Below are 13,275 nucleotides of genomic sequence, written 5' to 3' on the forward strand. Positions count from 1 at the left end.
GTGAATAACCAATCGCATGAAATGATCGTCGTACTCGACTTCGGCGGCCAGTACAACCAGCTTATCGCCAGGCGGATCCGCGATCTCGGCGTGTACAGCGAACTGCTCCCCCACAATACGCCGGCGGACAAGCTACGCGCGCTTAACCCCAAAGGCATCGTTTTCTCCGGCGGTCCTGCCAGCGTCTATGCGGAAGGCGCGCCATCCGTCGATCCGGGCGTCTACGAGCTCGGCGTTCCGATCCTCGGCATCTGCTATGGCATGCAGCTGATCACCCATCAGCAAGGCGGCAAAGTCGAACCGGCATCCAAGCGCGAATACGGCAAGTCGGACGTCGACTTCGTCGCCGACTCGCATCTGATCCGCGGCCTTGAGATGCGTCAGACCGTCTGGATGAGCCACGGCGACCATGTCACCGAGCTGCCTGCGGGCTTCCGCGTCGACGCGAGCACGCCGCACGCGCCGGTCGCGGCCATGAGCCATCCGGAGCGCCGGCTGTACGCCGTTCAGTTCCACCCGGAGGTTCGCCACTCCGTCTACGGCAACGAGATGATCCGCAACTTCCTTTATAACATCTGCGAATGCAAGGGCGACTGGAGCATGGAGTCGTTCATCGAGGACATGATCGACGAGATCAAGCGCGAGGTCGGCGACCAGAAGGTGCTGTGCGCGCTGTCCGGCGGCGTTGACTCCTCCGTCGTCGCCGCGCTGATCCACCGCGCGATCGGCGACCAATTGACGTGCATGTTCATCGACCACGGCCTGCTGCGAAAGGGCGAGGCCGAGAGCGTCATGGACACGTTCGTCGGCAAGTTCGACATGAACGTCGTCAAGATCGACGCAAGCGCGCGCTTCCTGGGCAACCTGAAGGGCGTCAGCGACCCCGAGCAGAAGCGCAAGATCATCGGCGGCGACTTCATCCGCGTATTCGAGGAAGAGTCCGCCAAGTTCGACGACTTCGCCTTCCTGGCGCAGGGCACGCTGTACACCGACATCGTCGAGAGCGGCACCGCGACGGCGCAGACGATCAAGTCGCATCACAACGTCGGCGGCCTGCCGGAGGACATGAAGTTCAAGCTCGTCGAGCCGCTGAAGGCGCTGTTCAAGGACGAGGTGCGCAAAGTCGGCTCCGAGCTCGGTCTGCCCGACGCGATCGTCTGGCGCCAGCCGTTCCCGGGTCCGGGCCTTGCGATCCGCGTGCTGGGCGAAGTGACCGAAGACAAGCTCGAGATCGTCCGCGAGTCCGACGCGATCCTGCGCGACGAGATCGCGAAGGCGGGGCTCGACCGCGAGATCTGGCAGTATTTCACGGCGCTGCCGGGTATGAAGAGCGTCGGCGTCATGGGCGACGGCCGCACTTACTCGTATACCGTCGGCATCCGCGCGGTGACCTCCATCGACGGCATGACCGCCGACTGGGCGCGCATCCCGTGGGACGTGCTGGAGAAAATCTCCGTCCGTATCGTCAACGAAGTGCGCGACGTCAACCGCGTCGTCTACGATATCACGTCGAAGCCGCCGGCGACGATCGAGTGGGAATAACAAGCGAATCCCTTTTATTTGCGCCATCGGCAAATAAAAGGGATTTTTCATGACCGGTCGAGGGAGGGCGTCAAGCTGATTTATATCATTAAGTTTATTTACAGCTTCGTGCTGCCGCCGGGGATCTTCTTACTGCTGCTCCTGGCGGCCTCGGTCTGGCTATGGAGGAAATCGCGCAAGCAGGCGGTGCTGATCGCCGGCATCGCGCTGCTGTTATATCTCTCGGTTATCCCGCTGACGAGCCGGCTCTTGGTCGGAGCGCTCGAGCGGCAATACGATCAGCCGAGCGCCGTTCAGGGCGACGTCATCGTGGTCCTGGGAGGCGGGGCCAGCCGCGGGACGCCCGATCTTGGCGGAGAGGGCAATCTGTTCGGGGGGCGCGGCCAACCGGCTGTTGACGGCGGTCCGGCTGCACCGGACGACGGGACTGCCGATTCTTTTCTCGGGCGGGCAAGTCTTCTCCGACAGCGGCAACGAAGCGGATATCGCCAGAAGGCAGCTGATCGAGCTTGGCGTGCCGGATCGCGACATCCTCGTCGAAAACCGTTCGCTGAATACCGAACAAAACGCGGTCTATACGGCCGCATTGCTTAAGGCGTCTGGGTTGTCGCATCCGGTGCTCGTTACCTCCGCCTTCCATTTGCCGCGGGCTGTGCGGGAATTCCGACTGGCAGGAATCGAGCCCGAACCTTTTCCGACGGATTATCTCGCGAGCGGAGGGCGTTTTTCCTTTTACCCAGGCTTGCTTGCGCCAAGCAGCGCGGCTGCCGCCACAACCGGAACGGCGCTCAAGGAGTACCTCGGCTTGCTGGCGCTTAAACTTCGTTGAGGCGTCGGCGGGGCGAAGCTGAAGTATGCCTATGCCTTGAGTATCAATGTTCACTTTGATTCCGCTTACAATATACATTTGCAGGAGATTGTTTGATAATACTGCTAAATCATTAACGAAATCAAAGGTTTTAACCGTTAATATTCAGGTTTGTATTGACATCCGGCAAATGTCGGCTCTAGAATAAGCGAGTGACCATAACCTAAAACAATTGCATATCGATTCGTATATTTCCGGGGATTGGCCCGGATGTCTCTACAAGGTCACCGCAAAGGACCTGGCTACGAAAAACGCGCAAGGCGGAGCTGCGATCGAGGCGATCGCGCTTCGCGCATGAGAACGCGTTTTTATGCGGAACCTAGGAGAAGCATCTTCTAGGTTTTTTTTGGTTGTGGCGCCAACTTTGAAGGGGCGAAAGGGGAGCTTTGGGGACGATGGAACGTTTCTTTAAGCTGAAGGAATTCGGTACGAACGTACGCACGGAAATCATGGCCGGCATCACGACGTTCATGACGATGGCGTACATCCTGGCGGTCAATCCGCTGGTGCTGGGCAACGGCACGGGGCTCGACATGTACGGCATTTTCCTCGCGACGGCGCTTGGCGCCGGCATTTTTACGCTCGCGATGGGCTTGTTCGTCAACTTCCCGGTCGCGCTCGCGCCGGGCATGGGCCTCAACGCGTACTTCGCGACGACCGTCGTCGCCTCCGAGGCTTCGGGCCATGCGATCAGCGCGTCGATGGCGCTGGCAGCCGTATTCATCTCGGGCATTATCTTCATCATCCTGACCGTGACCAAGGTTCGCCAGATGCTGATCGTCGCGATTCCGGACAGCATCAAGGTCGCGATCACGGTCGGCATCGGCCTGTTCATCACGATCATCGGGCTCAAGGGCAGCGGCCTGCTGACGATCTCGCTGAGCCCGTTCGCCGATTACGCGGCGGGTTCCTTCAACAACCTGAACAGCAACGAGACGATTTTCCATCTGGGCGACATCACGGAGCCTTCGGTCTGGCTGACCGTGCTCGGCCTGCTCGTCATCAGCGCCCTGATGGTGCTGCGCGTGCGCGGCGCGATCCTCATCGGCATTCTGATCACGACGCTGGTCGGCGCGATTCCCGGCGTGGACGTCGTCACCTTCGATTCGCTGAAGTCCGCGGATTGGGTGCCGAACTTCAGCAAGCTGAACTTCTGGGACTTCGACTTTGCGGATCTGCTGACGACCGGTCTCCTCTCGGCGATCGCTACGTTTACGTTCGTCGAACTGTTCGACACGTTCGGCACGATGGTCGGCACGGCTAACCGGGCGGGCTTCTTCAAGGACAAGGAAAAAGGACGCAAGCTCGTCGGCAAGGCGATGCTCGTCGACGCCGTCGCCGTCAGCGGCGGGGCCGTGCTCGGCACGAGCACGATGACCGCATACGTCGAGAGCGCCGCCGGCATCGCCGAAGGCGGCCGTACGGGCCTGACTTCCTCGACGACCGGCGTGCTGTTCCTGCTCTCGCTGTTCCTAGCGCCGATCGCGCTGCTCGTGCCGTCCCCGGCGACGAGCGCGGCCCTCATCATCGTCGGCGTGCTCATGATGCAGTCCGTCAAGGAGATCGACTTCGAGGATCTCGTCCTCGGCATTCCGGCGTTCCTGACGATCGCCATGATGCCGTTCACCTACAACATCGCCAACGGCATCTCGTTCGGCATCATCTCGTACGTGGTGCTGGCCGTCATCGCCAACCTGGCCGGCAAGAAGAAGTACCAGGTGCACTGGCTGATGTGGGTGCTGTTCGTGCTCGTCATCGCGCGGTACGTGTTCATCGGCGCAGAAGGCTAAGCTTCACTTTTACGCTTGTAATCCCCGCTTCCTTCTTAACTAGAAGGAGCGGGGGATTTTTATGTATGGATGAGGATATATGCGCTACCGTCGCACAACGGCGCTTTAGAGTGGCGAAAGTGGCCGAGTTATGCGGTTCTACCGCACAACGGCGCTCTCGGGCGACAAAATTGGCTGAGTTATGCGGTTCTACCGCACAACGGCGCTCTCGGGAGACGAAATTGGGTGAGTTATGCGGCACTATCGCACATCGGCGCTCTCGGGAGACGAAATTGGGTGAGTTATGCGGCACTATCGCACATCGGCGCTCTCGGGAGACAAAATTGGGTGAGTTATGCGGTTCTACCGCACAACGGCGCTCTCGGGCGACGAAAAAGGCGGAGTTATGCGGTACAATCGCACAACGGCGCTCTCGGGCGACGAAAAAGGCGGAGTTATGCGGTACTACCGCACAACGGCGCTCTCGGGAGACGAAATTGGGTGAGTTATGCGGCACTATCGCACATCGGCGCTCTCGGGCGACGAAAAAGGCTGAGTTATGCGGTACTACCGCACAACGGCGCTCTCGGGAGACGAAAGTGGCGGAGTTATGCGGTACGATCGCACAACGGCGCTTCCGGGCGGCGGGCAAAGCGCCCGACAAGGATTGACACTTTTTGAAAAGGTGAGCTAAGGTTAATCTATCAAACGATCAATCGCGCGCAACGACCGGGGAGACCATATGCTGAAATATTTTACCGTCTACAGAGGGCTGCTCGCCCTTCTTCTGTTCTGCCTGCTGATCGAAGCCGCCTATGCGGTCGCCGCGCCGCTCAGCCTGAAGTATCTCGTCGACGAAGCGTTCGTCCCCAAGGACGGCGGCGCGTTCGCGCTGATTCTGGGCTTGCTGATCGGGGCCGGGCTGCTGTCGATCGCGGCCTCGCTGTCGGGCGATTATGCGCTGGGCAGGCTGGTCGGCCAAGGCATCGCGAAGCTTCGTCTCGATCTGTTCGAGCGGCTTCAGCGCCAATCGATCTCCTTTTACCGGCAGTACGGCACGGGCGATCTGGTCGCGCGCTTCACGACGGACACCGCTTCTGTCGAGCGGACGATAGGGGCGACGGTGCCCATGCTGTTCGCGCAGACGCTCGGCGCGTGTCTCGGGATCGGCATGCTGTTCGCGCTCGACTGGCGGCTCACGCTGATCATGCTCGCGGGGGGCCTCGCTCATGATTGCGGGTCCCAAGCTGCTGCAGCGCAGGGCCGAGGCCGGTCAGCAGCTGATGAAGTCGTCGCAGGAGCGCTTCATGAACGCGATCGACGAGACCGTAAAGGGACACAAGACGATCCGCAGCCTGCATCAGCAGGAGCGCGTGCGCCTTATAGCCGCCGGTCATATCGGAGAAATGCTCAAAAACGGCTTGCGCCTGCGCCTCGTCACCTCCTGGATGGAGCGCTTGCCGCTCGTGTCGCTGATGATTCTGAACGGTTCGATGATCGGCTTCGGCGGCTATCTGATTTTCCGCGACGAACTTTCCATCGGCGGTTTTATGGCCTTTTTTTACGCTGTTCCTGACGGTCGGCCAGTCGGCTACCAACCTGACCTACCTGATTCCGGGCATTATCGAAGCGCGGGTCAGCTTCGCCAGAATCGGCGAACTGATGGCAAGCGAGCCGGAATTGCCCGAGCCCGCCGCGCCTCGTTCGCCCGCTGCGCCGATTCGCGAGATCGCGATGGACGGCGTTTTCTTCGGCTACCAAGAGGGGGGCGGACCAACTGCGGGGCGTGTCGCTCGTCCTCGCCGGGGGGAAGCTACACGGCGTTCGTCGGCGCCAGCGGTTCGGGCAAGAGCACGGCGCTGCAACTGCTCGCCCGCTTGTACGACCCAAGGCAGGGGCGCGTCGCGATGGACGGCGTCGATCTGCGCGAGATCGGGGGAGCGCAGTCTGCGCGAGCTGGCGCTGCTCGTGGGGCAGGACACGTTTTTGTTCAACGCGACCGTGCGGGACAATCTGTTGCTGGACAAGCAGGGCCTTGGCGAGGCCGAGGTGAACGAAGCGGTTCGCCAGGCCGGTCTGCAAGAGGCGGTCGCCCGTTGGCCCGAAGGGCTCGATACGCTCGTCCGGCAAGAAGGCGGCAGCTTCTCAGGCGGCGAGCGTCAGCGCATCGCGCTGGCTCGGGCGCTGCTCCGCGATCCGGACGTGCTGCTGCTGGACGAAGTGACCTCGGCGCTCGATCCGGCGTCGGAGACGCTGGTTAACGAATTGGTCTTGTCGCTGCGCGGCCGCAAGACGGTCGTATCCGTGACGCACCGGCTGTCTGCGGTCGTGGACGCCGACCTTATCTACGTGTTCGACCGGGGCGAAGTCGTCGAGAGCGGCACGCATGAGCAGCTTCTCGGCCAGGGCGGCGTTTATGCGCGATTGTGGGAGAAGCAGCAGGGCCTGCGGTTGTCCAAGGACGGCATGCATGCGGACGTCGACACGGCATGGCTGGCGCGGCTGCCGTTTTTGGCCGGCGTCGATGCCGCGTTGCTGGATAGTCTGTCCGCGGCCTTCTCTACGCAGACGTGCAGGGAAGGCGAGGCGGTCGTCAGGGAAGGCGAGGAGGGCCATACCTTCTATATTATTGTCCGCGGACAATTCGAAGTGACCAAGCAGACGGCCGATGCGGACGAACGTCGCGTCGCGACGCTCCGGGACGGCGATTATTTTGGCGAGATCGCGCTCATGAGGCAGGTGCCGCGGACCGCTACCGTTCGCGCGCTCGGTCCTTCCGTGCTGTTGTCGATGCGCCGGGAGACGTTCCAGCGGCTGGTCAGCGGCTCGACGCAGCTTCAAGACGAATTGAGCCGTGCCCTCGAGCGGAGAGCTTGAGCGGCCGGCGGCGAGAGGAGAGGTTCGAATGAGGGCGCTGCAATGCGCGGTTTGCGAGACGGATGACGATTTTGCGCAAGCCAGCCTGTTTTTGCTCGACCATATGCGCGACGTACACCCTTCGTTTTCCGTGCTCGACACGGTTACGCTTGTCTATCATTATATCGCCGAAGGGTTCATCGTATTGGTGAGAGACGGCGGCGAAGCCGTGGGTCTGGGCGCTTACTATCACGGGACGAGAGAAGAAGCGTTCGCCGACAAAGAAATCGCGCTGATCGACCTGGCCCTCGCCGCCCGCTCGCGTCGCGGAACCCGCGTATTCGCGGACGGCTTCGGCTTCATGCTCCGGGCGATCTCGGAACGGCATCCCGAGGTGCGGGAGGTACGGCTGGCCGCGCAGTCCGACAATCGATACTTGAACCGGCTGTACGCGAAGTTCGCCCGGCCATACGGCGTAAGGGATGGCGCCTTGGGCGAAGAAACGCTCTACGCCGGCCCGATCGAGCACATTTTGTCTATGCTCGTCAAATGGAATCGTGTATAGTTGTAGTGGATGGATATCCAATTTTTGTCGAAGGAGGTCGAGAGCATGTTCCCGGTTCCCCCAACGATCGATAAGGGTTCTCAGAAGGGCAGCGGTTTCGGCAAAATCGTCATCGCGAATGACAATCTCCGCGTAAAGCCGCAGCAGTAACAACTTCGGCCGTTCCGCGCGGAAGACGGCGGAGCGGCTTCGCTCCATCTTACAAGGGAGGTAGGGACGGTGGCCGGCAGGGCGTTCCTCCAGGCGAATTGCATATTCAGACGCTGCGAGCTGGAGATGGATCATGCTTCCTACCTCCGTTATTTAATATCGCGTCATGCCAGTCTGAATCTTCCTTACCCGTTCGCAACCAAGCTGAGCTTCCTTGCGAGTCCGCTCGTGCTCGGCAGGGCGACGATGATTCATTGCGAAGATACATACGAAAATGTGGGCGCCTTCGGATTCGCTTACGGTACCGGACCGGGCGAATACGAGGACCGCGAGAACTGTCAGCTTGAAGTGTTTTATATCGAAGAGAACCGCAGGACGCCGGATGTGCTGCTTGCCGCGGCAAGCGAGCTCGTAGACGACATGCGCGAGGGCCATTCGGAAGCCAGGCACATCCAGTTCTGGGTGCCCGCGTCGCGGGATTCGGAGGACGGGCGGCTGCTGCGCCGTATCGCGTCTTTGCCGGAAGCGTCGCGTACCGAAGCGGGGGGCGTTGACGCTGTACAAGCTGCCGATCGTCGAGCTGGAACGATGGATTCGGGGGCTCAAGTCGAAGCGCGCGGACAGAAGGAAGCTTCGTCGAACGCCATGATTAAGGGTGCCGGAGGCCTTAGGGGCTTGAGGCATCCTTTTGCATGTTGGGACGGATGAGCGAAAATCTTTTGTTTATCCTCCATAATAATAAATTTACTGAAAATTTCTTAATCTAACCTTTGCCCTCGGAATTGCAAGGTCAAAATCCGAACATTCGTTTTTTCTGCATTCGCTAGCGTTCGCCTTTTCGTTTGACAGACATGTAAGGTTTGGGTTAAACTAAAAACCGGCAAATCGAATCGGAATCGCTCGTATATTATCGGGAATAAGGCCCGATCGTCTCTACCCGGAGACCTTAAATTTCCGGACTACGAGCTCTCGGACGGACGGTAGGCGGAATGCGGGACGATCCCTCGCGGGAAGGAACGCGTTGCGCCTTTGCGGCGCCTGGGAGCGAAAGCCGGGAATACAGGGAGAGAGACGGGGTTAGACGGAGGGCCTATGGTGGCCGGAAGTCGCCCTTTTTTGCGCTTTGCGCCGGAATCGCGGTGACGGATCGCCCCGGCATGCGGGCGATTTCGCGAACCGGACAAGTTGCGCCGCCATTTGTGCAATAATGACAATAAGGAAAAGCTAACGGGGGAAAGGGTGGAACCATGTCGGCAATCGTCGGGGTCATCATGGGCAGCACGTCCGATTGGGAGACGATGAAGAAGGCGTGCGAGGTGCTGGACGAACTGAACGTCCCCTATGAGAAAAAGGTCGTATCGGCGCATCGTACGCCGGATCTAATGTTCGAATATGCGGCAACCGCGGCGGATCGCGGGCTCAAGGTCATCGTCGCCGGAGCCGGCGGCGCCGCGCATCTGCCCGGCATGGTCGCCGCGAAGACCGTCCTGCCCGTCATCGGCGTACCCGTGAAGTCCGCCGCGCTGAACGGGCTGGACTCGTTGCTGTCGATCGTGCAGATGCCGGGCGGCATCCCGGTCGCTACGGTCGCGATCGGCGCGGCCGGCGCGACCAACGCCGGGCTGCTGGCGGCGCAGATCGTCGGCGCGTTCGACGCGGACGTGCAGGCGCGCGTCGCCGCGCGTCGCGAGCGGACCACGCAGGACGTGCTGGACAACGCGGTGCTGCCATGAGCGGACTCGATCGCGAGCTTGAAGGACTGCTGAGCGGCGAAGGCGAGGCGTGCGGCGTCGACGGCTGCGGGCCGGCGGGCGGCATGCAGGACGCGGCAGCACGGGGCAATGGGGTGCGAGGCGAAGCGACGCAGGACAGAGCCGCAGAGGGCGAAGCGGGCGTCCAATCCGTGCAGGCGGCAGCTGCCGGCGCGAAGCCGGCCCGTCCGATCCTGCCCGGCGCCACGATCGGCGTCCTGGGCGGCGGGCAGCTGGGGCGGATGCTCGCGCACGCGGGCAGCCGGATGGGCTATCGCTTCGTGGCGCTCGATCCGACGCCCGATGCGCCATGCGGCCAGACGGCCGAGCAGATCGTGGCCGGCTACGCCGACCGCGACGCGGCGCGCGAGCTGGCGCGGCGCAGCGACGTCATCACGTACGAGTTCGAGAACGTGGACGCGGACGTCGCGGCGATGCTGGAGGCGGAATCGTACGTGCCGCAGGGCAGCGCCCTGCTGCATACGACGCAGCATCGGCTGCGCGAGAAGCGCGCCATCGAGGCGGCCGGCGCGCGCGTGGCGCCTTACGCCGAGATCGCGAGCCTCGCCGACCTGCAGGAGGCGGCCGAACGCCTTGGGCTGCCCGCCGTGCTGAAGACGGCGACCGGCGGCTACGACGGCAAGGGCCAATGGGTGCTGCGCGGGACGGACGAGCTGACTCCAGCCTGGGATGAGGCGAGCCGCGCCGGCACCGAGCTCGTGCTCGAGAAGTTCATCGACTTCGAGCGGGAGATCTCGGTTATCGCCGCACGCAGGCCTTCGGGCGAGATCCGAACGTTCCCCCCCCGCCGAGAATATCCACGTTCGCAATATATTGCATTTGTCCATCGTGCCCGCGCGGGTGCCGGACGCCGTCATCGCCGAGGCGGAGCGCCTAGCGGTGTCGATCGCGGAGACGCTCGGCGCCGTCGGCCTGATCGCGGTCGAGATGTTCGTGGCGAAGGACGGCACGCTGTTCGTCAACGAGCTGGCGCCGCGGCCGCACAATTCCGGGCACTATACGATGGAAGCATGCCGCACGTCCCAGTTCGAGCAGCATATCCGCGCGATCTGCGACCTTCCGCTCGGGGACACCTCGCTATTGTCGCCCGTCGTGATGGGCAATATCCTCGGCGAGCATGTCGAGCCCCTGCTGGACTGGATGCAGGCGCGCGATCCGGAGGCCGAGCGTCTGGGCGTCGCGCCGAAGATTCATCTGTACGGCAAAGCCGAGGCCAAGACCGGACGCAAGATGGGCCACGTCAACGTGCTGGCCGCGGACGCCGAAGCGGCGCTCGCCTGGATCAACGAATCAACCATTTGGAGGGTCTAATCCATCATGATCGAACGCTACAGCCGCCCCGAGATGCGGGCTATCTGGACAGAAGAAAACAAATTCAAAGCATGGCTCGAAGTCGAGCTTTGCGCTTGCGAGGCTTGGGCTGAGCTCGGCCATATCCCGAAGGCGGACACCGTGCTGCTGCGCCAGAACGCCAAGTTCGACATCGACCGGATCAACGAGATCGAGCTGGAGACCCGCCACGACGTCATCGCGTTCACGCGCGCCGTCTCGGAGAGCCTCGGCGAAGAACGCAAGTGGGTGCACTACGGTATGACGTCCACGGACGTCGTCGACACCGCGCTCGGTTACGTACTGAAGCAAGCCAACGAAATTCTCGAGCGCGACCTCGTTAACTTCATTGCGATCCTTCGCGACCAGGCGATCAAGTACAAGTCGACTCCGATGATGGGACGCACGCACGGCGTGCATGCCGAGCCGACGACGTTCGGCCTGAAGCTCGCCCTGTGGCACGAAGAGATGAAGCGCAATTTGGAGCGTTTCCGCAGAGCCGCGGACGAAGTCCAGTACGGCAAAATGTCCGGGGCGGTCGGCACGTACGCCAACCTCGACCCGTTCGTCGAACAGTTCGTGTGCGACAAGCTCGGCATCAGCGCGGCGCCGATCTCCACCCAGACGCTGCAGCGCGACCGGCATGCCGAGTACATGGCGACGCTGGCGCTTATCGGTTCCTCGCTCGACAAGTTCGCGACCGAGATTCGCGCGCTTCAGAAAAGCGAGTTCCGCGAAGTCGAAGAGCCGTTCGCCAAAGGCCAGAAGGGCTCGTCTGCGATGCCGCACAAGCGCAACCCGATCGGCTGCGAGAACATCAGCGGCCTCTCCCGCGTCATCCGCGGCCACATGATCACCGCCTACGAGAACGTGGCGCTGTGGCACGAGCGCGATATCTCCCACTCCTCCGTCGAACGCATCATCCTGCCGGACGCGACGATGCTGCTGAACTACATGCTGAACCGATTCGGCAACATCGTGAAGAACCTTCAGGTTTTCCCCGAAAACATGAAGCGCAACATGCGCAGCACGTATAACGTGCCGTTCTCCGGCCGTATCATGACGAAGCTGATCGACAAGGGCTTCTCCCGCGAGCAGGCGTACGACACGGTTCAGCCGCGCGCGATGCAAGCCTGGGAAGAGCAGCGCGATTTCAAGTCCATCGTCTCGGAGACCAAAGAGATCACCGACGCGCTGAGCGCGGAAGAGATCGAGGACGCGTTCAACCCTTCGTGGCATCTCAAGCACGTCGATACGATTTTCAAGCGTCTCGGTTTGGAATAGTTTCTTCTATATAAAGTATGCAGGAGGCTGACATGTCTACAGAAGCGTTATCTACCGCGGAAGGGCTCGTACACGCGCCGCTCATCCACAAGGGCAAGGTCAGGGAGCTGTACGACCTCGGCGAGCATCTGCTCATCGTCGTCACCGACCGGATCTCGGCGTTCGACTACGTGCTCGATCCCGCCGTTCCGGAGAAGGGCAAGGTGCTGAACGGCCTTAGCGCCTTCTGGTTCGACAAGACGAAGGACCTCGTCCCGAACCACGTCGTCCATACGGACGTCCGCAAGCTGGGCGACCTCGTCTCCGAGCCGGACAAGCTGGCCGGGCGAATCATGGTCACGAAAAAGGCGAAGCGGATCGACATCGAATGCGTCGTGCGCGGCTACATCACGGGCGGCGGCTGGCGGCAGTACCAGAAGAACGGCGAGGTCAACGGCATTCCGCTTCCCGCCGGCCTGCGCAAGAACGCCAAGCTGGAGGAGCCGATCTTTACCCCCGCCGGCAAAAACGACGTCGGCCACGACGAGGACATCTCGTTCGAGGAGATGGAGCGCCGCATCGGTTCGGAGCTGGCCGCGGGCCTTCGCAAGCGCAGCCTCCTGCTGTACGATTACGCGCTCGCGGTGTGCGAGCACAAAAGCATCATCCTGGCGGACTGCAAGTTCGAATTCGGTCTGCTGGGCGACGAGATCATCCTGATCGACGAGCTGTTCACGCCGGATTCCTCGCGCTTCTGGGCCGAGGAGAAGTACGAGCTCGACATCGAGATCGACAGCATGGACAAGGAGCCGGTCCGGACCTACCTGCTCGGCACCGACTGGGATCGCAACAGCCCGCCGCCGCGTCTGCCCGACGATGTCGCGGACGCGACGACGGCGCGCTACCAGGAGATCTATCGGCGGCTGACCGAGCCGACGAGCTACGGCTTCACCGCTTTTCAGCCGATTAAGTACTAGCGGCTCGCGATTCGCGGCTTGAGCAATCGCCGCTATCGTCGCCATTAACTGCAAAAATACATCTATTTTCCGTAAACCGAGATGGCGCGGCGAAATAACTGCAAAAATACATCTATTTCTTAGAAATTGCGGGGTTGCGCGGGTCTGAGGCCAAAATAACTGTACAATTGCAGTTATTTAGCCC

The 13,275-nt window shown here is 61.6% G+C and carries 7 protein-coding genes, 5 pseudogenes and 2 riboswitches; all 12 genes and pseudogenes read left to right on the forward strand.

Translation table 11 applies throughout. The annotated features are described in order from the left end of the window. The first annotated feature begins 21 nt into the window (after nt 1-21). The 12 genes and pseudogenes from guaA to OMP40_RS13105 all read left to right on the forward strand — a co-directional run bounded on the left by guaA (nt 22) and on the right by OMP40_RS13105 (nt 13,091). Entirely contained in the window at nt 22-1,542 is a 1,521-nt protein-coding gene (gene guaA / locus OMP40_RS13055) for a glutamine-hydrolyzing GMP synthase (protein ID WP_277533161.1), read from the forward strand. A gap of 75 nt (nt 1,543-1,617) precedes the next feature. Next, nucleotides 1,618-2,371: pseudogene (locus OMP40_RS13060) on the forward strand (YdcF family protein). 203 nt (nt 2,372-2,574) lie between these two features. Next, a riboswitch (purine riboswitch) is annotated at nt 2,575-2,675 on the forward strand. Nucleotides 2,676-2,805: 130 nt separating this feature from the next. Further along, nucleotides 2,806-4,200 (forward strand): NCS2 family permease, encoded by a 1,395-nt coding sequence (locus OMP40_RS13065; RefSeq protein WP_277531864.1) that lies wholly within the window; start codon nt 2,806-2,808, stop codon nt 4,198-4,200. Between the two features lie 721 nt (nt 4,201-4,921). Continuing rightward, nucleotides 4,922-5,383: pseudogene (locus OMP40_RS41635) on the forward strand (ABC transporter transmembrane domain-containing protein); the annotation flags it as partial. Nucleotides 5,384-5,462: 79 nt separating this feature from the next. Then, a pseudogene (locus OMP40_RS41640) lies at nt 5,463-5,678 on the forward strand (hypothetical protein); the annotation flags it as partial. A 51-nt stretch (nt 5,679-5,729) separates the two neighbouring features. Further along, nucleotides 5,730-7,056 (forward strand): annotated as a pseudogene (locus tag OMP40_RS13075) (ATP-binding cassette domain-containing protein). Nucleotides 7,057-7,084: 28 nt separating this feature from the next. Continuing rightward, entirely contained in the window at nt 7,085-7,600 is a 516-nt protein-coding gene (locus tag OMP40_RS13080; RefSeq protein WP_277531870.1) for a hypothetical protein, read from the forward strand. A gap of 219 nt (nt 7,601-7,819) precedes the next feature. Continuing rightward, nucleotides 7,820-8,458, forward strand: a complete 639-nt coding sequence (locus OMP40_RS13085; protein WP_277531873.1) for a hypothetical protein — start codon at nt 7,820-7,822, stop codon at nt 8,456-8,458. Between the two features lie 172 nt (nt 8,459-8,630). Continuing rightward, nucleotides 8,631-8,732: riboswitch (purine riboswitch) on the forward strand. Between the two features lie 265 nt (nt 8,733-8,997). Beyond that, nucleotides 8,998-9,483 (forward strand): 5-(carboxyamino)imidazole ribonucleotide mutase, encoded by a 486-nt coding sequence (purE, locus tag OMP40_RS13090; protein WP_277531875.1) that lies wholly within the window; start codon nt 8,998-9,000, stop codon nt 9,481-9,483. Nucleotides 9,484-9,653: 170 nt separating this feature from the next. After that, nucleotides 9,654-10,833 (forward strand): annotated as a pseudogene (gene purK / locus OMP40_RS13095) (5-(carboxyamino)imidazole ribonucleotide synthase). A 6-nt stretch (nt 10,834-10,839) separates the two neighbouring features. Then, complete coding sequence (gene purB / locus OMP40_RS13100) at nt 10,840-12,135, forward strand: adenylosuccinate lyase (RefSeq protein ID WP_277531878.1); 1,296 nt, start codon at nt 10,840-10,842, stop codon at nt 12,133-12,135. A gap of 32 nt (nt 12,136-12,167) precedes the next feature. After that, nucleotides 12,168-13,091, forward strand: a complete 924-nt coding sequence (locus OMP40_RS13105; RefSeq protein ID WP_277531879.1) for a phosphoribosylaminoimidazolesuccinocarboxamide synthase — start codon at nt 12,168-12,170, stop codon at nt 13,089-13,091. The last annotated feature ends 184 nt before the right edge of the window (nt 13,092-13,275 follow it).

It is taken from the genome of Cohnella rhizosphaerae (genome assembly GCF_029525575.1).
GTDB lineage: Bacteria > Bacillota > Bacilli > Paenibacillales > Paenibacillaceae > Cohnella > Cohnella rhizosphaerae.

Coding starts and splice junctions, on each gene's coding strand:
- OMP40_RS13080 (WP_277531870.1), top strand. CDS start 7,085: ATGAGGGCGCTGCAATGCGCGGTTTGCGAGACGGATGACGATTTTGCG.
- purB (WP_277531878.1), top strand. CDS start 10,840: ATGATCGAACGCTACAGCCGCCCCGAGATGCGGGCTATCTGGACAGAA.
- OMP40_RS13065 (WP_277531864.1), top strand. CDS start 2,806: ATGGAACGTTTCTTTAAGCTGAAGGAATTCGGTACGAACGTACGCACG.
- OMP40_RS13105 (WP_277531879.1), top strand. CDS start 12,168: ATGTCTACAGAAGCGTTATCTACCGCGGAAGGGCTCGTACACGCGCCG.
- guaA (WP_277533161.1), top strand. CDS start 22: ATGATCGTCGTACTCGACTTCGGCGGCCAGTACAACCAGCTTATCGCC.
- purE (WP_277531875.1), top strand. CDS start 8,998: ATGTCGGCAATCGTCGGGGTCATCATGGGCAGCACGTCCGATTGGGAG.